This window comes from Microbacterium sp. Leaf203, from assembly GCF_001421275.1.
Taxonomy (GTDB): Bacteria; Actinomycetota; Actinomycetes; order Actinomycetales; family Microbacteriaceae; genus Microbacterium; species Microbacterium testaceum_A.
Window position 1 is genome coordinate 346,933 of sequence record NZ_LMKF01000025.1, and the last position, 21,612, is coordinate 368,544.

Annotated in this window: 13 protein-coding genes; all 13 read right to left on the minus strand. The window is 70.3% G+C overall.

What is annotated here, in order from left to right:
• Positions 1-11: 11 nt before the first annotated feature.
• Positions 12-1,133 carry a substrate-binding domain-containing protein gene (locus ASE56_RS11570; protein WP_056229525.1) on the minus strand — a complete coding sequence of 374 codons (1,122 nt, stop codon included), beginning with the start codon at positions 1,131-1,133 and terminating at the stop codon, positions 12-14.
• A gap of 71 nt (positions 1,134-1,204) precedes the next feature.
• Complete coding sequence (locus tag ASE56_RS11575; RefSeq protein WP_056229528.1) at positions 1,205-3,763, minus strand: hypothetical protein; 2,559 nt, start codon at positions 3,761-3,763, stop codon at positions 1,205-1,207.
• 194 nt (positions 3,764-3,957) lie between these two features.
• A complete protein-coding gene (gene pstS, locus ASE56_RS11580) occupies positions 3,958-5,577 on the minus strand; it encodes a phosphate ABC transporter substrate-binding protein PstS (protein WP_235556985.1) in 1,620 nt (539 codons plus the stop codon).
• Positions 5,574-6,998 (minus strand): phosphate ABC transporter permease PstA, encoded by a 1,425-nt coding sequence (gene pstA / locus ASE56_RS11585; RefSeq protein WP_082450510.1) that lies wholly within the window; start codon positions 6,996-6,998, stop codon positions 5,574-5,576. The genes pstS and pstA overlap by 4 nt, the downstream gene beginning before the upstream one ends.
• A 1-nt stretch (position 6,999) precedes the next feature.
• Positions 7,000-8,049 (minus strand): phosphate ABC transporter permease subunit PstC, encoded by a 1,050-nt coding sequence (gene pstC, locus ASE56_RS11590; protein ID WP_056229533.1) that lies wholly within the window; start codon positions 8,047-8,049, stop codon positions 7,000-7,002.
• A 179-nt stretch (positions 8,050-8,228) separates the two neighbouring features.
• Entirely contained in the window at positions 8,229-9,923 is a 1,695-nt protein-coding gene (locus ASE56_RS11595) for a PASTA domain-containing protein (RefSeq protein ID WP_056229537.1), read from the minus strand.
• A gap of 33 nt (positions 9,924-9,956) precedes the next feature.
• On the minus strand, positions 9,957-10,490 hold the full coding sequence (locus tag ASE56_RS11600; RefSeq protein WP_056229542.1) for a hypothetical protein: 534 nt from the start codon (positions 10,488-10,490) through the stop codon (positions 9,957-9,959).
• Positions 10,491-10,779: 289 nt separating this feature from the next.
• Positions 10,780-11,373 carry a recombination mediator RecR gene (gene recR / locus ASE56_RS11605; RefSeq protein ID WP_056229546.1) on the minus strand — a complete coding sequence of 198 codons (594 nt, stop codon included), beginning with the start codon at positions 11,371-11,373 and terminating at the stop codon, positions 10,780-10,782.
• Positions 11,373-14,351: a DNA polymerase III subunit gamma and tau gene (locus ASE56_RS11610; RefSeq protein ID WP_056229549.1), complete on the minus strand. Its 2,979-nt coding sequence runs from the start codon at positions 14,349-14,351 to the stop codon at positions 11,373-11,375. Before ASE56_RS11610 ends, recR begins: the two co-directional genes overlap by 1 nt.
• Positions 14,352-14,683: 332 nt before the next feature.
• Positions 14,684-17,221 carry a glycoside hydrolase family 65 protein gene (locus ASE56_RS11615; RefSeq protein ID WP_056229552.1) on the minus strand — a complete coding sequence of 846 codons (2,538 nt, stop codon included), beginning with the start codon at positions 17,219-17,221 and terminating at the stop codon, positions 14,684-14,686.
• Between the two features lie 122 nt (positions 17,222-17,343).
• Positions 17,344-18,078 carry an HAD family phosphatase gene (locus ASE56_RS11620; protein WP_056229557.1) on the minus strand — a complete coding sequence of 245 codons (735 nt, stop codon included), beginning with the start codon at positions 18,076-18,078 and terminating at the stop codon, positions 17,344-17,346.
• Positions 18,079-18,204: 126 nt separating this feature from the next.
• Positions 18,205-19,437, minus strand: coding sequence for an acetate/propionate family kinase (locus ASE56_RS11625; RefSeq protein ID WP_056229562.1), 1,233 nt, complete (start codon positions 19,435-19,437; stop codon positions 18,205-18,207).
• Positions 19,434-21,578, minus strand: a complete 2,145-nt coding sequence (gene pta, locus ASE56_RS11630) for a phosphate acetyltransferase (RefSeq protein ID WP_056229565.1) — start codon at positions 21,576-21,578, stop codon at positions 19,434-19,436. Before pta ends, ASE56_RS11625 begins: the two co-directional genes overlap by 4 nt.
• Between the last annotated feature and the right edge of the window lie 34 nt (positions 21,579-21,612).

Here is a 21,612-nt window from a genome sequence, read left to right on the forward strand (position 1 = left end):
CTTTATTTCGATCAGCCCTGCGCGTAGGCCGCGATAGGGGTCGTCGAAGAGGGGGCGAGGAAGCCGAACTTGCGCTTGACCGATCCGGGCGCCAAGGGCGAGCTGCTGAAGTTGGTCAGGCTGGTGAGTGATGCCGAGTTGACGAGGTTCGCGAGAACCGGGTCGTACGCGGCGGAGCCGGAGTACGTGAACGTCGACTGGACGCGCGCGCGCTCGACGATCAGATAGGTGTCGCGACCGAAGGTGGTGTTGGAGTAGTAGCTCGCGTTGGGGACGAGCGAGGGAGCCGTACCGGTGAAGGGCGCGGCACCGGCGACGGGCGAACCCAGCTGCACGGTGGAGGCGGCAGCGACGGTGTTGACACCGGCGACGTTGTTGGCCTGGGCGATCCAGCTGCCGGCCGAGAAGGGGATGATCTCTCCGTCGCCGAGCACGGTGGCGTCGTTCTCGGGAACGGTGGTGTTGGTCGCGTCGGCGACGCCCGTGGGAGTCGTCACGCCGATGGCGTTCAGGAAGAACGTGCGGGTGCCCGACGACGTCTGCGGCAGACGCGGCTTGACCGTCACTCCGTCGATCGAGGTGATGGTGCCCTCGTAGATGCCCTTGAGCTGCGACGCGCTGAGCGTCGCCCAGGCCGCGGTGCCGCCCTTGTAGGCGTAGGCGACCGCGTCACGGGCGAAGGGCACGTACAGCAGGCGACCATCCGCGTTGGCCGAAGACCCGGGACCGCCGGAGCTGCGGGCGATATCCACCTGGCCGACGATGGTGCGCGCCGGGGTGAGGTTTCCGCTGACCGACCAGTTGCCCCCGTCGATCGAGCGGCGCAGGGCGTCGCGACCGGCGCCCGAGCCGTTCGGCCGGGCGAAGAAGGGGCCGTTCGACTTGGCTTGAATCGCGGCCGAACCGAACGCGTCGAAGTTGCCGATCGACTTGCCGTCGGCGAGCACGCGAACGTACGAACCGGACGCGCTGGAGCCGTTCGTGAGGGCGTTCATCGCGTCCTGGAGCGTGTCGGAGCCGACAGCCACGTAGCTGTTCGACACCGGCTCGGCCGACGCGGTCGAGGCGATGCTCACGCCCGACAGCAGGAGGCCGACGGCCGCACCGAGGGCGGCGATCTTCTTGATCTTCACGGGTTTCCAATCTGGAAGTGGTGGATGAAATGTGATTCGGGTGATGCGCGGAAGGGGAAGAGGAGACCGCGTCAGCTGAGGCGACGCGGAAGTCTGGGGATGAGGAAGACGACGCCGGCGGCGAGGGCCCCGGCCAGCAGGCTGGCCGGCAAGACCGCGGGGAGCCCTCCCACGCCGGGGTCGGCGGGGGTCTGGGCCCCGGCCAGAGCGCCCGCCACCGCACCCGAGGCGACCGGGTCGGTGGCGCTGTGGGCGGTCCCCGCACCGGGGACGGCGCTCGAGCCGGCCGCGGACGACGACCCGGCCGCAGCGGGGATGGTGCCGCGGGCCAGCGGGCCCGACGACGCGGGCGCCTTCGTCGCGGCCGGTGCGCTGGAGCGGACGAGACCGCCCTGGATGACGTTGGCGGCCACGACCGCCTGTTGGTGCCACGCGTCGGGGATCGGGGCGTACCCCACCGGCAGCTGGCCGACGCCCGCGCCCGGCTGCTGACCGTACCCCGACGCATACCGGATGAACGTGGCGTAGCTGGAGCGTGCCTTGGCATCCGACATGTACGGGTTCGCCGCCGCGTAGATCGGGAGGGTCAGGGGGTACGCCGCCGTGGCGCCGCGCGCCGAGTCGGAGCCGAAATCGAAGCTCACGGTCTGGGTCTGTGCGGTCGGCGACACCATGGCGGAAGCCGCGGCCAGCATCGAGTCCGTCGAGACGCCGGTGAACTCCCCCGCCGGGTTCTTCAGTCGTGCCGAGACGATCTGATACTTCTCGGATGCCGCACTATCCGTGAGCCCGATCACCGCCTGTGATCCCTGCAGACTCCGGGGCTCCTTGGTGTAACGCGGCGGGTTGCCGAGCTGGTCCCAGGAGCCGGAGATCTGCGCGTCCCCGCGTAGCGTGAGGTACCCCGAGGTGTCGAGGTCGTTCGTGTACGGACGCCAGCCGATGACGTTGAGCTCACCCGCCCCGCCCTTGACCGCCTCACGCTTCGTGGGGTCGGACTTGGGGAAGGTGTCGGTGGGGAGCTGGAGCGCCCCGTTCGGATTCAGATCGGGGTTGGTGGAGCTGTACTTGTTGACCCGGGTACCCCACGGGTCGGGCTCGCCGTTGAGGAAGGCCCGCGCCTCAGGGTCGGCGAGCACGTAGCTCCACATGGCCAGGGCGACGTCGGAGCGGCCCTGGGTGACGAGCATGTCGGACACGCCCACGCCCGCGATGGACTGGTGGCGCCACTCGGGGTCGTTGATGGCGAGGAAGTCCTCGTCGAAAAGCACGTTCCTCGGGTTCGTTCCGAGGTGTTTGCGGTCGGTCTCGGTCGGCAGCGAATCGACGTAGGACGACGTGAGGAGTTTCGCGATGAGGCGGGGCGTGAGATTCATCGACGTGAACGGCAGGCCAGCGCGCCCCTTTTCTTCGTCGGTAGCCGTGACCGAACTGGGGAAACGATCGATGGCGAAAGCGATCGTGACGGAGGAGAGACCCACGGGGGCGTAGATCAGGTCGTCGGCCCCCTCTCCCGCGTAGGGGCGAGAGGTTAGAGCGAGTGGTGCGGACGTGCTCGCGAGGTTCGCCGCGGTCGTCGCGTCGGCCTCGTTACTCGTGATCATGTTGTAGATGTCGCCGCCGTTGGCGCACAGCGCGGGCTGCCACGAAGAAAGAGCCGCCGACAGCAACTCGCTGCCCACGACCTGACGCTCGGCGGCGCCGATGCCGCAGGTGCTGCCGAGGGGGCGGAAGTCGAGCTTCACCGCGAGGTGGTGCTTCCAGCTGTCCCAGAACAGACCGGACTGGTTGATAGACGACGACCCGTTGTCGGCCGTGCCGCGCGGGATGATGACGAGCCAACAGGATTGACCGCGAGCGGTGCCGTCCGTCGACGTGCCGGGGCGACCGCAGCCGAGGCCACGAGACTGCACCGCCGTCTGCACCTCGAACTTCGCGCTGCCCGTGCCATCGGAGCCCGAGCCTGCCCACGACACCTCGTTGGAGGTGTACTGAGAGAAGAACGGATTCTGGTTGACCGGAACGCGGGGACCGTCGACGAACTTGCCGTTCACGATGCGGTCGACCCGTTCGTTCGCGCCGTCTCGCACAGTGGAGGACTTGAAGGGGATAGCCGTCTCGCTCGGCTCGGTGACCCCCGTGCCCATCACGGTGTACGGCTTGTCCTCCGCGGGAATCTCGTACCCCCATTCGCGGGAGCTCACCCGCCCCCCGCCGAACGTGCCGCTCGCTCCGTACTGGCAGGTCGTGCGGTCGGGACGACTGGGGTCGTCGGGGTCGTCGCCCCAGCACTGCATGATCTGCAGGAAGTTCTCTCCGCCCGTCTGCTGGCTGGGAGGGGTGGAGCGTGCGGCGTTCTTCCACGAGACCGAAATGCCCTGGGCTCCGAGGCCTCGTGTCTGCGAGACCGAGACCTCGAGCTTCGGGAACGGCGCGTTCGCGGCGTCCGGGTCGTACGCCTCCGCCGTGACGGTGGTGGCGCCCACATCTGCTGTGTCGTCGGCGGATGCCGCGGGAGCGGGCAGCGCTCCGCCCGACATCGCGGTGAAAACGATGCCGGCGACAGCGGCGCCGGCCAGGACCGAGAAAAAGCCGCGGTGGGGGCGGAGGTGAGGTGCTCGAAGACGCACGGTGTCCCCTGTTCTGCGTCGACAAGGCCTGCCGACGAGTCGAAATTATGGGCGGGTTATGACGGAGGGATGAACGAGCCGTCAACGACGTCTCGCGCAGGTATTGCGTAGGGAATATCTTGAAAAAGCCCGGGTGAGAGCGTTTTCGGGCACGCCGATGAATACCTGCTCGCGCAGGTGTCCCCCGGCGAGGGTCAGCGTCCGGTGGACCGCCGTGGCCGTCGCATCAGCAGCGGCGGCACCACGATCGCCGCAGTCAGCAGGAGGGCTGCGACCGTCATCAGCACCGCGGGGGCTCCCGGAACCGGATCCGGTATCGAGAAGGGTGCGGATGCCGCGGCCCGGCCGCCGCCCGCTGCGGCCCCTGAGAGGAGGTTCCCGTTGGCGTCGTAAGCCGCCTCTGCGGAGGTCGCCGCAGGATCGGCGGCGTTCGCCGCCGAGGCCCCTGCTGCCGTCCCCGCGGAGGTGGAGGCAGCAGCGCCGGCCGCGGCGCCGCCGTCGCCGGATCCCGTCACGTCGGTGTCGGTGCCTGCGGCACCGGCCGTTCCAGTGACGCACTGGTTGGGTCCCTGCTTGTCGCAGTCGGCTGGCTGGGACGCGGTCTGCGCCAGGCGGTTGTCGTCCAGCGAATCCCCCGGCTGGAAGGTCGGGTTATTGCAGGAGTTGATATCGACGGTGGATCCCTGAGCGCCCGGGATGCGCTTGATCTGCTCGGCACCCGCCTGGACCAGGTTCATCGGCAGGGGGGAGTACCCGAGCTGCTCCGCCTGCTGTTGCCCCTCGCACAGGACGTATTTCGCGAAGGCGCCGAGCGTGCGGCCCTTGTCCGTGTTGAAAGTGCCCCCCTCTTGCGTGGGGACGATCATGTACGAGTAGCTCGACAGCGGGTAGGTGCGGGGGTCGGCGTTGTTATAGACGCCGTCGAGGATCTGCGTCAGGTAATCCGCCGACGAGGCATTCGTGTTGATCTGGGCCTTGAGCATCGCGACAGCGACCGAGGACGCCGTGGGCTCGATGTAGTAACCGGCGGCGTTCAGGACCTTCGCGACCGGGAAACCGGACTTGAGCGCGTACGAGTACTCGACGTACGTGATGGCGCCCTCGCCGTAGTTCTGTCCGACGTAAGCAGCGACGCCGAGGGATCCGCTCTGCAGAGTGGCCCCGAGGTTGTCGGGGAATTGCGATGTCATGCCCGTCGTCCAGATATCGGGATGCTGCTTGCTCATCCACATCGTGAACTGGGCCGTCGAGCCCGAGCCGTCCGAGCGGGCGACGCGCTGGATCTGCTTGTCGGGCATGGCGAGGCCGGGGTTGTCAGCCTGGATCGCCGGGTCGTTCCAATTGGTGATCTGCCCCGCGAAGATCTTGGCGACCGTGGCACCGGCCAGACGCAGGTTGGTGACCCGCTTGCCGCCGATCTTGAGGTTGTACATGAACGAGGTGCCACCGGCGACGATCGGCATGTAGGCATACCCGCCCGTCGGGGGCCTCTCGGGTTGCGCGCCCTTCTCGGTCGGCTGCAACTGAAACGGGATCTCGCTGATCGCGAAGTCGACGGTGCGGTTGATGAAGTCGTTGCGACCGGCGGTCGAGCCCAGACCACGGTAGTCCACGGTCATGCCGTAGTTGGACTGCACGTTGCGCCGCCACTGGTCGAGGGCATTCTGCGACCACGTCGAGCCGGAGCCGGAGATGTTGGCGTAGGGCGCGTCGGCGGCGATGGCGGCGGGCGCCGCCCCTCCAGCGCCGACGGCACCGGCGACCAGGAGCGACGCGAGGACGCTCGCGACGATGCGGATACGGCGGGGGATCACGAGGTCTCCTGGGCGGGGTTCGGGTGGGTCGGGGACGTGATGCGGGAAGAGACGTCGACGTCGTCAGGGGGCGGGAATGCAGTGGCCTCCTCGCCGTCACCGGCGACGGCAGAGAGTGCCTCGGAGGCCGGCACGGTGGCCGGCATCAGGGCCGCACTGGCCGCCGCTGCGCTCATCGCGGCGCGACGTTCGATGCGCGCCAGATCGTCAAGAGAGGCGGCCGCCCGTGCACGACGGCGTCGCGGGCTCAGCTGGCCGGGACCCTTACCGCCGATCGCGCGCGCGACCACGAACAGCACGAGCACGAGCACGATCAACGTCGCTGCCGCGCCGAAGCCGCGGGCGATCATCGTCGGCTCGGGCGACTTGACCATGTCGAAAACCTGGAGCGGCAGCGAGATCATCGCCCCTTGGAAGGGGTTGGTGTTCATCACGGCGGTGACGCCCGAGGTCAACAGCACCGGAGAGGTCTCGCCCACGCCGCGCGCCGTCCCCAGGATCACCGCGGTAGCCAGACCGGAGCGCGAGGTCGGCAGCACGACCGTCCAGACGGTCCGCCAGCGTGATGCCCCCAGCGCATACGAGGCTTCGCGCAGATTGCCCGGCACGAGACGCAACACGACGTCGGAGGCGCGGATGATGATGGGGAGCATCATCACCGTAATGGCGAGGGATGCGGCGAACCCCGACCGTTCCTGCGTCACGAGGGTGATGACAGCTGCGTAGATGAACAGACCGGCAACGATCGACGGCAACGCGGTCATTGCATCCGAGATGGTGCGGACGAACCGGGCGAAGCGTCCGCCGATCTCGTTCATGAACACCGCGGTGGCGATGCCGAGGGGGACGGCGATCGCGAGGGCGATCGAGATCTGGATGAGCGTGCCGACGATGGCGTGGGCGATGCCGCCGGTCGTGAGCGGATCGAGGGGGCCCGCGAACTTCATCGTCTCGACGAAGAAGTTCAGGTGAGTGACGGCGTCGAACCCGCGGATCAGGGTGAACGCGACGACGAACACCAGGGCGGCTAGCAGGAGGGCGCCCGCGCTGTAGAGCAGCGCAGTCATGACGCGGTCGGCAACCTCCAGACGGTCGGCTCGCAGGATGATCAGTAGCGCGTAGATGGCGATGAACGCCAGGTAGGCGACGACGGCCCACCCGACCGCCCCCGTCATCGGCGTCAGCCAGCCGAAGAGCAGGGTCGCGACGGCGAGCGCGGCGCACAGAGCGCCGACCAGGTTGAAGCGCTCTTCGGCCGGCACTCCCCGCACCCGGCGACGCGGGCCGATCGGCTCCGTCCCGGGGTCGGGCAGGACCGTTCGTCCACGGCTGGGCGTCTGCGCCGGCGGGACCGCGATCACGCGGGTGATGTCGTCGTGCGGGGCCGCATCAGAGCGGGCGAGAGTGGCATCCAGGGTCATGTCATCCCTCGCTTTGCGCGCCGGAGCGCGATCGGGCCACGACGGAAGAGGCGGTGAAGTTGATGATCAGGGTGATCACGAAAAGCGTGAGACCCGCCGCCATGAGCGCCGAAAGGCCGAACTGGCTGGACTCGCCGTACCGCAGGGCGATCAGGGCCGAGATCGAGTTCGACCCCTTGCTCAGGACCTCCCAGTTGATGGTGAAGATGGGCGAGATGATCATGTACACCGCGATGGTCTCCCCGAGCGCGCGCCCGAGGCCCAGCATCGTCCCGCCGATGATCCCGCCGCGACCAAAGGGCAGGACGACCGTGCGGATCATCCCCCACCGGGTCGAGCCCAGTGCCAGTGCCCCCTCGCGCTCACCGATAGGGGCCTGCGAGAAAGCCTCGCGCATCACCGACGTCTGCGTCGGTGCCACCATGAGGGCCACCACGATGCCCGCGATGAATGCCGAGGAGGTGAACTCCCCCGCGGCCGTCGTTCGTGCGCCGTCCTGGTCGGTGACAGCGAAGATCGGCGCCCATGCGAAGTAGTACGAGATCCATTGGGCGACGGGGATCACCGCCGCCTGCAGGAAGAACACCCCCCACAGGCCGTACACGACGCTGGGGACGGCGGCCATCAGGTCGACGAGCGTGATGAGCGCCGACCGCAGGCGCGGGGCGGCGACCTCCGAGATGAGGAGCGCCGTCCCCAGCGCGAGCGGCACGGAGAAGGCCATCGCGACGAGCGCGATCGACACGGTTCCGAACAGCACCGCGACGATGCCGAACGAGCCCGCCTCGGGGTTCCACTCCTGCGTCCAGAAGAACGACGGCCCCGCCACGGCGAGCGCCTCGCTGCTGCGGAGTCCGAGGAACACCCCGACGGCGAGCATGATCGCGACGGTGATCCCGCCCGCGGCGTAGCAGGTGACGCGGAAGATCGCGTCGCCGCCGGAAGGGCGGGTGCGCAGCTCGCGGTGCACGAGGCGCGATGCCGGCGCCTTCGGCGACGGCTCGGCCGCGCGTAGGAGTTCGGTGAGCTCGTCAGGACCGGCGGTGGTCATGCAGCTCCCGTCCAAGGGCGCGCGCGAACGCGCGTGAAGATGGTCTCATCGGGCTTCCTGAGAGCAGCGACCGGCGGCGGGTTCCTGCCGGATCTTCCACAGCGTGGAGTCCGAAGGTGAACGACGCACCACGATCCGGCGAAGGACGCTTGGCCGCGATGTGATCGGGGTCGAGACGCTCACGGGGATGCCTCGGGTGCGGGGGTCCGCGTCGGCGTCGCCGAGGGCGAGGGCGAAAGGACCCCGGGCGCGGGCGCCTCGCCGGCGATGAGCAGAGTGATGCGCGTACCCAGCGCGACCCGTGTCGCAACGGCGGGTTCGGCGTCCAGCACTGTTCCCGGAGGCGCCGCCGAGGTCGATACGCGGCGTAGCGCGATATCGAGACCCGCGGACACCACTGTGTACTGCGCCTCGTCGGCGCTGCGCCCGCGGACGTCCGGAACCGCGATGAAGCCGCTCGCGACCGTCAGGGCGACAGCTGATCCCCCTGCGACCGTATCGCCCGGTGCGGGGGTCGTGGCCAGCACGGTCCCCGCCGCCCGGGAGGAGTCGGACGACGTGGGGGCGCCGGTGGCGTCGAGACCCGCGGCGGCCAGCACCGCTCGGGACTCGTCGAGGCTCAGACCCACCACGTCGGGGACGCGCGTGCGCGTCGCAGGCGTCTCGATGGCGGGGACGTCCGCGGGGACCGCCGGCTCCGTCGAAACGGACACGGTCGGCTGAGCGCTGGCCGCGGGCGCGAGGCCCCCTTCCGATGCGTCGACGGGGGCGCCACGGGGGACCAGAGCGAAGACGAGAGCCCCGACCAACACGGATGCCCCTGCGAGGAGCGCCCAGAGCACCGGGGATGCTGCGGTCTGGTCGGCACGAGCGACCGGGGGTGGAGCGGCGGCGGCGAGCACTCGCGTCGCTGGGGACGGGGCATCCGTCGATGGCTCGATCGGTGAGACCGCGGGCATCGCCCGTCGAGGTGGGGCGGCCGACGCGTGGACGAGGGCCGCGCGCATCTCGGCGGCGGAGCCGAAGCGGTCAGCGGGTTCTTTGAGCAGGGCTCGCACGATCACTCGGTCGAGGTCGACGGGCACACCGCGCACGCGGATCGACACCGCGGGCGGGACCGCCGCGAGGTGGGCGCGGATGGTGTCTTCGACGCGCGCACGCACGAACGGCGGCTCGCCGACAAGCGCGAAGTGCAGCAGTCCGCCCACCTGGTAAAGGTCTCCGGCGGCGCCGACGGGGTCGCCACGCAGTTGCTCGGGTGAGGCGTACGCAGGGTTACCGACGACGTGCGGCTCCCCGAGGGCGGCGGGCCCCCCTTTTTCCGGTTCGATCTTGCTGCTGAGCAGCACGTCGCCCGCCCGCGCCGCCCGTCCGATTTCGTCGGCCAGGCCGAAGTCGATCAGACTCACGTCCGAGACACCGCCCGTGGCATCGCGGTGGACGAGCACATTGGACGCCGAGACATCGCGGTGCGCCAATCCGGCCCGGTGCACCGCCTCGAGCGCATCGAGCACCAGCTCCGCCACTCGTACCGCGTGCGGCGGCGGGAGGGGACCCTCCGCGCGAACGAGCTCGGCCAGTGTGACGCCGGGCGCGCAGGCCCACGCGGCCCACACCGTCTCGTCCGGTTCGTCGCTGACCGCGATCAGCCGAGGAATGCCGTGGTGCGCGACCCTCTGGGCCGCTTCCGCCTCGCGAAGGAAGGCCGCCCGCGATCCGGGGACGGTGGCGAGATGCGGGTGGAGGACCTTGAGCGCGACGAGTCCACCTGCCTGGGTGTCGATCGCGTCGTAAACAGACGCCGTGCCGCCCGAGCCGAGGAGCCCTCGGATTCGGAAGCGACCTTCGCTTCCGGCGGGATCCTGAGTCGTCACGGGCTCGTTCGATCGCCGCGAGGGGAGGTTCCCTTAGTCAAGGAGGTTCATCGGCTCTCGCGTGTGCCGGTAGCGTCGGCCGGATCGTGTGCCGATGTTCACGGCACGGGTGATGGTGGCCGCCCCCAGGTGCATGCGGGTCGTGCGGGCTGCGGCGGCGGCTTCGCCGGGGGATTCATACCAGCGGGAGCACATCAGCACCGGCTCGCCGTTCAGTCGCAGAAACCACCCGTGACGAGTCGACAGGTCACCGCGCAGCGTGAGAGGCGACAGGTCACCTGCCCTGGACGCGAGCATCTCGGCATCCGCCCACGCTTCATCGGGCGAGGCGTGTAGCGCGGTCCCCCGTGCAAGCTCTCGATTGTTGGTCGCGAGTAGCCGCCAGACGCCGTAGATGCCGGAACCGGGCACTCCGTCGACGGATCGCATCTGCGGCGGGCTGGACTTCGGGAGAACGCGCGCGCGAAACGAAAGCCACGACGACAGCATGGGGTCTGTCGACGAGCGGAAGGTGTCGAACACCACGCGCGCGTGCGCGGTCGGTCGTGTGGAGAGCGGTTCGCTCACGGAAGGCCCCTGTCTGACGGACCTCTGCGTCGGGGTTTCGGGTCCCCCACGCTGTTCCGCAGAGAAGAACGTCCTCCCCCCGCATGGCCGTGGCGCGAGCAGAGGGTGAACGAGCGGTTCACCACCCCGCAACGATTCGTCGTGAACTCATAAGCGACGTTCACCAGCCGGTTCATCCGGCATGGTGTCGTGCGGCGGGTCGCGTCAGCGACACACGCGCGACGGAACGCGCGTCAGGAGGCGCGCACCCCGAGGACGGACCCTCCGCGAACACGCCGCGGTGGTCGGCTCAGAGGGTGCGGCGCCCTTCGAAGGCGCGGCCGAGAGTCACTTCGTCGGCGTATTCGAGGTCGCCGCCGACGGGGAGACCGGATGCCAACCTCGTCACGCGGATCTCGAGGGTGTGCAGCAACCGGCTGAGGTAGGTCGCCGTCGCCTCGCCCTCGAGGTTGGGGTTCGTCGCCAGGATGACCTCTTGGACGGTGCCGTCGGCGAGTCGTTGCATGAGTTGGGTGACACGCAGGTCGTCGGGGCCGATGCCCGCGATGGGGCTGATGGCGCCGCCGAGCACGTGGTACAGCCCGCGGAACTCACGGGTGCGCTCGATGGCGGCGACGTCTTTGGCGTCTTCGACGACGCAGATGAGCGTCGCGTTGCGGCGGGGGTCGCGACAGATCGAGCAGCGATCCTGCTCGGAGACGTTGCCGCAGATCTCGCAGAACTTCACCTTGTCGCGGATCTCGCCGAGGAGCGTCGACAGGCGCGATACGTCGAAGGACGGCGACTGGAGGATGTGGAATGCGATCCGCTGCGCCGACTTCGGGCCGATACCGGGGAGGCGTCCGAACTCGTCGATCAGGTCTTGGACGATGCCGTCGTACATCAGTTGAACCTCGTCGGGGGCTCGTAGGGTTCGTCGCGCACGTAGGTGGCGCCGAGCATCTGGCGGACCACGGCCTCGCCGTACCGCTGGACTCCCCCGCTGAGCGGGGCCATGCGCGGGACGACCACGGGCGGGATGGGCGCCTCGACCTCGTCGACCGGGGGGATGACGTCGTCGTCGTCGACCTCGTCGGGGGCGGGCACCGAGGGGGTGACCTCGCGCGGCGGCAGGACGGCGCCCTCGTGCACCGCCACAGGAGCGACGGCCGTGGCTTCATCGGGCTCGTCGTCGACCGCGAGCGCCGTAGACGGTGCCACGGGAGCCCGGAGGGCGGTCGGCGCGGAACCGTCGGATGCGGGAATCGGGGCGACGGCCCATTCGGTGACCGACGACGAGTACGGCGCGGAGGTCTGCGAGCCACGCGGACCGGACGCCGGGGCCCCCGAGGTGGGACCGTGCGTCGGCGCCGAACCCGCCGGACCACGAGACGGCCCGCCGGGACCGGAGCCTCCGGGCCCGCCCGAACCGTCCTGCTCGAGGCGCGCGAGGTATTTGACCCGGATGCCGAGGACGGCCTGGATGGCCTGGCGGAGGTCTTCGCTCGGACCGCCCTCGGGGGTGCGCGTCTTGAAGGCCGTGAGGTCGCTGGCCGTGCGGAACGCCAGGGTGAGCACGTCGCCCTCGAAGGCGGCGACCGCGGCGGTGGAGACGACGAGCCACGACGACCGGCTCGCGACCTCGAGCTGACCGAGCACTTCGGGCCACGCGTCGCGCACGTGGCCGAGCTCGATCGGACCGACCGGGGTGGCTGGAGGCGTGGGCGCGGTCGGTTCGAGAGGAGACGCGTCGTCGGCGGGCGGGGCGTCGGCGCTGGCGGCGTCGGCGGCCGGAGCCTCGGCGAGCGGAGCGTCGGCGCTCGGAGCCTCGACCGGCGAAGGGTCGGCCGTCGGGCCGTCCCCAGCCTCAGCGACGGGCGGCGAGGACGCGGAAGACGGTGCCTCGTCGCGAGGCGACGCGCCCATGGCGGGGTCCGCTGCGGTCGACGCCGACGTGGAGTCGGCGTCGCGCTCTGCGGCGACGGTCTCGGGAGTGGGAGCCGTGTCGAAAGGATGGGCCTCGTCGGAGGAGACCGCGCGGGCACGACCAGCCGCGGAGGAACCGGTTCGCGCGGGAACAGCCGCCCCCGGCATCGACGCGCGGTCGGGCTGCTCCTGCCCCCGGCGATCTACGGCGGCGGCGGGCGCGGACATCGGCTCGTCGTCGTCGAACGGCGGAGGAGCGTCGTCGTCGGTGAACGGCGGCGGGGCGTCGTCATCGCTCGGCAGGGGCTCGGCGGACGTGTCGGGTCGGCCGGGAGCAGCGTCTCTCGAGGGCGCGACGGCGGCCGACATCGCTTCGGACGGGGCCGAGTCCGGCGACGCCGCCGCGGCGGGGGCGACGGAGGGGGATGCCACCTCGGGCGCCGCGATCCGCCCCGGAGACGCCACGGTCGGCGATGCGACGGCGGCGGAACCAGAGCGAGGCGAAACGGTGGGGGAGCCCACCGTCGGCGACGCGATACCCGGGGACGCCACACCCGGCGAGGCGACACCCGGCGAGGCGACACCCGGGGAAGCCACACCCGGCGAAGCGACACCGGGAGATGCCACCGGCGCGGACGCCGCGCCCGGCGCCGCGATCCCCGGCGAGGCGAACCGAGAACCACCCGGGCTCGCGACCGCGGGGGCCGCCGGAGCCGCACCCGGGGTGGCGATGTCAGCGGAGGGCGATGCCGGACGCCCCGTGGCCGGGGCGGGGGCGGACGCTCCGCCGCGTGCCGCCTCGAGGTCGTGCGCCATGGCGGGCGATGTGCCCTGGGCGACCCCGGCGTGGGTGAGCACGCGCGCAACGAGAAGCTCGAGCTGCAATCGCGGGGACGTGGCCCCGGTCATCTCGTCGAGAGCCGCGACGACCAGGTCGGCCGTGCGCGAGAGGCGCGCGGCACCGAAGGCTGTCGCCTGGCGCGACATGCGCTCGAGTTCGTCGTCGGGCACCCCGCGCAGCACCGCCGAGGCGCCGGCACCGGTGGCGGCCACGACGATCAGGTCGCGAAGCCGCTCGAGCAGGTCGTCGACGAAACGACGCGGATCTTGACCGGTCTGAACGACCCGGTCGACGGCGGCGAAGGCTCCTCCCCCGTCGTTCGCGGCGAAGGCGTCGACGACCTCGTCGAGCAGCTCGGAGTGCGTGTAGCCGAGCAGAGCGACCGCGCGCTCGTAGCGCACAAGCACGTGCCCGTCGGCGTCGGCGTCGCTGCCCGCGATGAGCTGGTCGAGCAACGAGAGGGTGTCGCGCGGCGACCCTCCGCCGGCGCGGACGACGAGGGGTAGCACGCCGGCTTCGACGCCCACGCCCTCGGTCTCGCAGAGCTCTTGGACGTACTCGAGCATCGCGGCCGGCGGCACGAGCCGGAACGGGTAGTGGTGCGTACGCGAGCGGATGGTGCCGAGCACCTTCTCGGGCTCGGTCGTGGCGAAGATGAACTTCACGTGCGCGGGCGGCTCTTCGACAAGCTTGAGCAGGGCGTTGAAGCCCTGCTGCGTGACCATGTGCGCCTCGTCGAGGATGAAGATCTTGAAGCGATCGCGCGCCGGGGCGAAGATCGCGCGCTCGCGCAGGTCGCGGGCGTCGTCGACGCCGTTGTGGCTCGCCGCGTCGATCTCGACCACGTCGAGCGAGCCGCCGCCGCCGCGCCCCAGCTCGACGCAGCTGTCGCACGTTCCGCACGGGGTGTCGGTGGGGCCGGCTGCGCAGTTGAGGCAGCGGGCGAGGATGCGGGCCGACGTGGTCTTCCCGCAGCCGCGCGGACCGGAGAACAAGTACGCGTGACCCACGCGGTCGCTGCGCAGGGCGGTCATGAGCGGCTCGGTCACCTGCGACTGCCCGATCATCTCGCCGAACGCCTCGGGGCGGTAGCGGCGGTACAGGGCTGTGGTCACTCCCCCAGCCTACGGCGTACCTCCGACATCGCCTCCGCGGCCGCTCCCCGCGCGGCTCACCCTCCGCGTGGGGGGTGTATCGAGCACCGGATGCCGGATCTCCACGCCGCGACGCCGCCGCCGCCACGCCGCTCGGCGCTCGACCGACCCGCCCGCCGTCACCGGAACAGGAAACGTCCTCGGAACAGGCCGGTTCTTCTCTCGCCGTCCTGTTCTCGTCGCATCCGCCTGTTCTCATGCCATCCGCCGCGCCCCCGAAGCCGGCTCCGTACCGCTCCCCCGAAACGCCGAACGCGGCGACACCCCGGAGGATGCCGCCGCGTCACGGAGACTCAGAAGCCGCCGTCGAGTCCGACCGCGATCGGGCCGGTGTCGTCGCCGACGATCGGGATCGCCGTGGTGACGATCGGGACCGACGCCGACAGCAGCGTGCCGTCCTCGCGCACCGATCCCTCGAGCTGCCGGATTGACGGGCGTCCCGGACGCACCGGACCCTGACCGTGCAGCGCGACGCGCACCGTCTCGCCCGGGCTGACGGTGTAGTCCACTCCGCGCACCGCGAAGGTGACCGCTTCGCCCTCTCCCCCGGCGCGCAGGGTCAGCGCCGACGCGGTGAGGGTGATGTCGAGGCGCGTGCCGTGCCAGTGCAGCACGTACGACAGCTCGGGCCAGTCGGCGGGCAGACGCGGGTCGAAGGTGAGCAGACCGAAGTGGTCGCGCATGCCGCCGAAACCGCTCACGAGGGCCGTCCAGACGCCACCGGCCGAGGCGACGTGCACCCCGTCGGAGGCGTTGTGGTGCAGGTCGCCGAGGTCGACGAACGCCGCCTGACGGAAGTACTCCAGCGCGAGGTCCTGGTAGCCCACCTCGGCCGCGAGGATCGACTGCACGACCGCCGACAGCGTCGAATCGCCCGTGGTCAGCGGGTCGTAGTACTCGAAGTCGGCGAGCTTCTCGGCATCCGTGAAGTGGTTTCCCTGCAGGAACAGCGCGAGCACCACATCGGCCTGCTTGAGCACCTGGTACCGGTAGATCACCAGCGGGTGGAAGTGCAGCAGGAGCGGGCGCTGATCGGGCGGGGTGTTCTCGAGGTCCCAGATCTCGCGCTCGAGGAAGACGGCGTCCTGAGGATGGATGCCGAGGGCCTCGCTGAACGGGATGTGCATGGCCTCGGCGGCTTTGTCCCAGCGCTCGGGCTCGGAGGGATCGAGGTTCATGCGGTCGGCCATCTGGGCGTACGCCTCGGGGCTGTTCTCGGCGAGATCGCGCACGGTGCGCGCCGCGAAGCGCAGGTTGAAGCGCGCCATGACGTTCGTGAAGAGGTTGTCGTTCACGACGGTCGTGTACTCGTCGGGCCCGGTGACGCCGTGGATGTGGAACGAGTCGTGCTCGCCCTCGTCGGCCGCGTCGCTCGAACGCCAGAACCCGAGCGTCGACCACAGGCGCGCGGTGTCGACGGCGATGTCCACCCCCTCGCGGGCGAGGAACTCCTCGTCTCCCGTCGCGCGGACGTACTTGGCCAGGGCGAAGGCGACGTCGGCGTTGATGTGGTACTGCGCGGTGCCGGCGGCGTAGTACGCGGAGGCCTCTTCGCCGTTGATGGTGCGCCAGGGGAACAGCGCCCCGGCCTCGTTGAGCTGGTGCGCGCGCTTCCGCGCGGCGGGGAGCATGAGATAGCGCATGCGCAGCGCGTTGCGCGCCCAGAGCGGCGATGTGTACGCCAGGAACGGGAGGACGTAGACCTCGGTGTCCCAGAAGTAGTGGCCGCTGTAGCCGGATCCGGTGACGCCCTTGGCGGGAACGCCCTGTCCGTCGGCGCGGGCCGCGGCCTGCGCGAGCTGGAACAGACACCAGCGGGTGGCCTGCTGCAGGTCGCCGTGACCGCCGATGCGCACGTCGGAGCGGTCCCAGAAGTCGGCGTACCAGGCGATCTGCTTCTCGACGAGCTTGTCGATGCCCGTCTCGACAGCGCGGTCGAGCGTGCGACGGCAGCGGTCGAGGAGCTCACCCGTGGGGACACCCCGTGAGGTGTGGTAGCTCACGAGCTTGGTGATCGTGGTCGGGACGCCGGCCCGGGCATGGACGCGATAGACGTTCTTGGCGATGTCGGGCTCGATGAGCTGTCGCGAGGTGTACTCGTTCTCGGTCTCGACGAGGTGGTCGGCGATGACCGCGAGGGTCATGTTCGACTCGCTGACCTCGTAGCTGAGCGCCGAGCGGTTGCCGTCCTGCCAGTACTCGCGCGGCTGCAGCACGCGGTCGCTGAGCTTCTCGGTCTTCCGCGGGTCGAAACCGGACTGCTTGGATGCCATCGGCGAGCCGCCGTAGATGCCCTCGCCGTCCTGCCGGTTCAACAGCTGGCTGCTGACGGTGACGGGAGCGTCGGCGTCGAGCACCGTGACGGTCAAGCGGAGCACCGCGAGGTGCTTCTCGTCGAAGGACACGAAGCGTTCGTCCTCGATGCGGACGCGCTTGCCCGAGGGGGTGACCCACAGGATGTTGCGGCGCAGGATCCCCTGGCGCATATCGAGCACGCGCTCGTACTCGCGGACGTCGGCGACATCGAGCGAGAGCGGCTCGTCGTCGACGTAGACGCGCATGACCTTGGCATCCGGAGCGTTGATGATCGTCTGCCCGACCTCGGCGAAGCCGTAGGCCTGCTCGGCGTGACGGATGGGGAACGTCTCGTGGAAGCCGTTGATGAACGTGCCCTGCTCGAGGGCGAACCGCCCCTCGATCGAGTTGCCGCGCAGGCCGAGGTAGCCGTTGCCGACGGCGAAGAGGGTCTCGGTGACCCCCACGTCGTCGATCGAGTACTCGGTCTCGACGAGGCGCCATTCGTCGACGGGGAAGCGATCGCGATCGATCATCGGGGGCGTGCCTTCCGGTGGCAGGGTCGAACGTCGACGCGAGACGGCGGGGGGCCGCTCGCGCGGGTGGTGCGCGGTGTCGCCGTGCGGGACGGCGCGGGGGTGTCTCGGGTGGTGACGGCTCAGTCTACGAACGCGGCGAGGTCGTCGACGACCACGGTGGCCCCGGCGGAGCGGAGGTCGTCGGCTCCGACGCCCCGGTCGACCCCCACGACGACGCCGTAGCCGGCGGCGACGGCGGATTGCACGCCGCTCAGCGCGTCTTCGACGGCTACGGACCGCGCGGGGTCGACGCCGAGCAGCCGAGCCGCTTCGGCGAAGACATCGGGGGCGGGCTTCGACGAGAGGTGATCGCGCTCGGCGATGACACCGTCCATCACGACGGGGAAGCGATCGCGGATGCCCGCGGCTTCGAGGACCTCGACGGCGTTCTTCGAGCTCGAGACCACTGCGATGGGGGTCCCCGCCGCCTGGAGCACGTCGAGGAGCGCGACCGACCCCGGGTAGGGGGCAATCCCCTCGCGACGGAGGATCTCGGAGAAGACGACATTCTTTCGGTTGCCGACCCCGCACACGGTGTCTTCGGACGGATCGTCGGAGGGGTCGCCCCACGGCACCTCGACGTCGCGGCTGCGCAACAGACTCGCGACCCCGTCGTACCGCTTCTTGCCGTCGACGTACTCGAAGTAGTCGCGATCGGTGTAGGCCGGCTCGATCTTCCACGCCGCGAAGAGCTCGTCGAACATGGTCTTCCAGGCCCTCATGTGCACCTCGGCCGTGGGTGTGAGCACGCCGTCGAGATCGAAGAGCACACCCTCGAATGCGGTGAGGTCAGGCAGGTCGGGGCTGTCGGTCACGGCGGGCTCCAGGTCGGGATGCGGTGCGTGGGCGGTGGGGCCGCGGCGCTCTCAGAGTAGCGGGCGGGCCCCACCGGGGCGGGTCGTGGCGTCGGTTCATTCAACCCGGTAGAGGGTCGATGGGGGTCAGCTTGCGACGGACAGCGTCTGCCGAGCGATCTCCAGCTCCTCATCGGTGGGTACGACGAGCACCTCGACGCGCGAGGAGTCGGCGGAGATGCGCCGGATGCCGCGACCGCGCGTCGCATTGCGCTCGGCGTCGATCTCGACCCCGGCGAATCCGAGCGTCGCCATGGCTTCGGCGCGCACGGCGGCGGCGTTCTCGCCCACTCCCGCGGTGAACGAAATCACGTCGACCCCGTTCAATTGGGCGAGGTAAGCGCCCGCGTACGCGCGCAGGCGGTGGATGTAGACGTCGAAGGCGAGGCGCGCCGCAGGGTCTCCCGCCTCGCGTCGCTGCTGGATGTCGCGCATGTCGGACACCCCCGCGATGCCGAGCAGGCCCGAGCGCTTGTTGAGGAGCGTGTCGAGGTCGGCGGTCGACATGTCGGCGCGCCGCGCGAGCTGCAGCAGCACCGCCGGGTCGAGGTCGCCCGAGCGTGTGCCCATGACGAGCCCCTCGAGCGGAGTGAGACCCATCGACGTGTCGACCGAGCGGCCGCCCTCGATCGCGGCGACCGAGGCGCCGTTGCCGAGGTGGAACACGATCTGCTTCAGCTCGGCGAGCGGGCGCCCCACGAAGGCGGCCGCGGCCTCGCTGACGAACTTGTGGCTGGTGCCGTGGAAACCGTACCGGCGGATGCGGTGAGCCTCGGCGACCTCGCGGTCGATCGCGTAGGTGTACGCCTCGGGGGCGAGCGATTGGTGGAAGGCGGTGTCGAACACGGCCACGTGCGGGACGTCGGGGAACGCCTTCTTCGCCGCGACGATCCCGGCGAGGTTCGCGGGGTTGTGAAGCGGCGCCAGCACCGACAGCTCGTCGATGTTGATCTCGACGAGGGGGGTCACCACGGTGGGCGCGAAGAACCGCGCACCTCCGTGCACGACGCGGTGACCGACCGCGACCGGGGCGTACTCGTCGAGCGAAGGCCCGTGCGCGGCGAAGGCGTCGAGCATGACCGCGAAGCCCGCGGTGTGGTCGGGGATCTCGCGCTCGATCGTGTACGTGGCATCCGTCACCGTGGGTGCCGGAGCGTCGGGGGCGGCGAGGGCGGCCGCCGTGACCGTGTGGGTCGCAACGCCCGTGCCCTCGCCGATGCGCTCGACGAGACCGGATGCCAGCACGCGCTCGTGCGCCATGTCGAGCAACTGGTACTTGAACGACGACGAACCGCTGTTGACGACGAGGACGACGCTCACTGGGTGCCCCCCTGGGCCTGGATCGCGGTGATGGCGATGGTGTTGACGATGTCGTCGACGAGGGCGCCGCGCGAGAGGTCGTTGATGGGTTTGTTCAGGCCCTGCAGCACGGGGCCGATGGCCACCGCGCCGGCCGAGCGCTGCACGGCCTTGTAGGTGTTGTTGCCCGTGTTGAGGTCGGGGAAGACGAACACCGTCGCCCGACCGGCGACCTCGGAGTCGGGCATCTTGGCCCGCGCGACGGCGGCGTCTGCCGCGGCGTCGTACTGGATCGGCCCCTCGACGAGCAGCTCGGGCGCGCGCTCGCGCACCAGGGCGGTCGCGGTGCGGACCTTCTCGACGTCTGCTCCCGTGCCCGACTCCCCCGTCGAGTACGACAGCATGGCCACGCGCGGCGCGATGCCGAACTGCTCGGCGGTCGCGGCAGAAGACACCGCGATGTCGGCAAGCTGCTCGCTCGTGGGGTCGGGGATGACGGCGCAGTCGCCGTACACGAGCACGCGATCGGCGAGGGCCATGAGGAACACGCTCGAGACGACCGAGACGCCGGGGGCGGTCTTGATGATCTCGAACGCCGGGCGGATCGTGTGCGCCGTGGTGTGGGCGGCTCCGGAGACCATGCCGTCGGCCAGGCCCAGGTGCACCATCAGCGTGCCGAAGTACGACACGTCGGTCACGGTGTCGGCGGCCTGGGCATAGGTGACGCCCTTATGGGCGCGGAGCCGCGTGTACTCGGTTGCGAACTTGTCGACGTGCACGGCGTCGAAGGGGCTGAGCACCTCGGCGTCGCGAATGTCGATGCCGAGCTCGATCGCGCGCCCGCGCACCTCGATCGGTTCGCCGAGGATCGTGAGGTCGGCGATGCCGCGCGAAAGCACGGTGGCGGCGGCGCGCAGGACGCGGTCGTCGTTGCCCTCGGGCAGCACGATGCGGCGCTTGTCGCTGCGGGCGCGGTCGACGAGGCCGTACTCGAACATGAGCGGGGTGACCACGCTCGGGCGGGCGACGCCCAACTCGCGCGTGAGCAGCTCGGTGTCGACGTGGCGCTCGAAGAGCGCGAGCGCGGTGTCGTACCGGTGCTGCGAGTCGGCGGCGAGGCGACCGCGCGTGTTCATGATGCGCACCGCGGTGTCGTAGGTGCCGAGGTCGGTCGCGATGATCGGCAGGGGCGAGCCGAGGCCGTCGATCAGGCGCACGATCGCGTCGGGCAGCTCGAACCCGCCGTTCAGCACGATGCCCGCGAGCGAGGGGAACGTGCCCGAGGCGTTGGCCAGCAGGGCGGCGATGAGCACCTCGCTGCGGTCGGCCGGGATGACGACGACCGCCGACTCCTTGAGTCGCGGCAGCACGTTGACCATCGACATGCCGGCGACGACGACGTCGAGGACCTCGCGGGTCAACAGAGCCGGGTCGCCCTTGATGAGCTCGCCCTCGACCGAGCGCAGCACGCCGCGCACCGAAGGGGCGATGAGGAAGCGGTCTTCGGGGAGGGCCCAGACGGGCACGCTGCGACGCTCGGCCGGAGCCCCGACCGGAAGCGCGTCGACGACCTGACGCACGGATGCCGTGATCTCGTCGAGGTGGTCGGGATCGGCGCGGTTGGCGATCACGGCGAAGAGCGCGGCGCGCTCGTGCTGCAGTTCGGAGACGGCGAGCGAGGCGATCTGCCCGACCTCGTTCGGGGTGCGCGCGACCGACATGCCCAGCGTCTCGCTGTGCCCCTGCTGCGCGCGACCGCCGAGCACGAGCAGCACGGGGGCGCCCAGGTTCGCCGCGATGCGGGCGTTGTAGGCGAGCTCTGCGGGGCTGCCGACGTCGGTGTAGTCGCTACCGATGATGACGACCGCGTCGCACTGGGCCTCGACGGCCTTGTAGCGCTCGACGATGCGGGCCAGCGCGGCATCGGCGTCGTCGCGCACGTCGTCGTAGGTCACGCCCACGCAGTCGTCGTAGGCGAGGTCGACGCTGTCGTGATCGAGCAGCATCTCGAGCACGTAGTCGCGCTCGGCGGTGGAGCGCGCGATGGGCCGGAACACCCCCGCGCGCGGGGTGACGCGACTCAGGGCGTCGAGCACGCCCAGAGCCACGGAGGACTTGCCCGAATGACCTTCGGCCGACGTGATGTAGATGCTCTGCGTCACGGAGCCAGCCTATTGCGGGCCTCCGACACCGCCG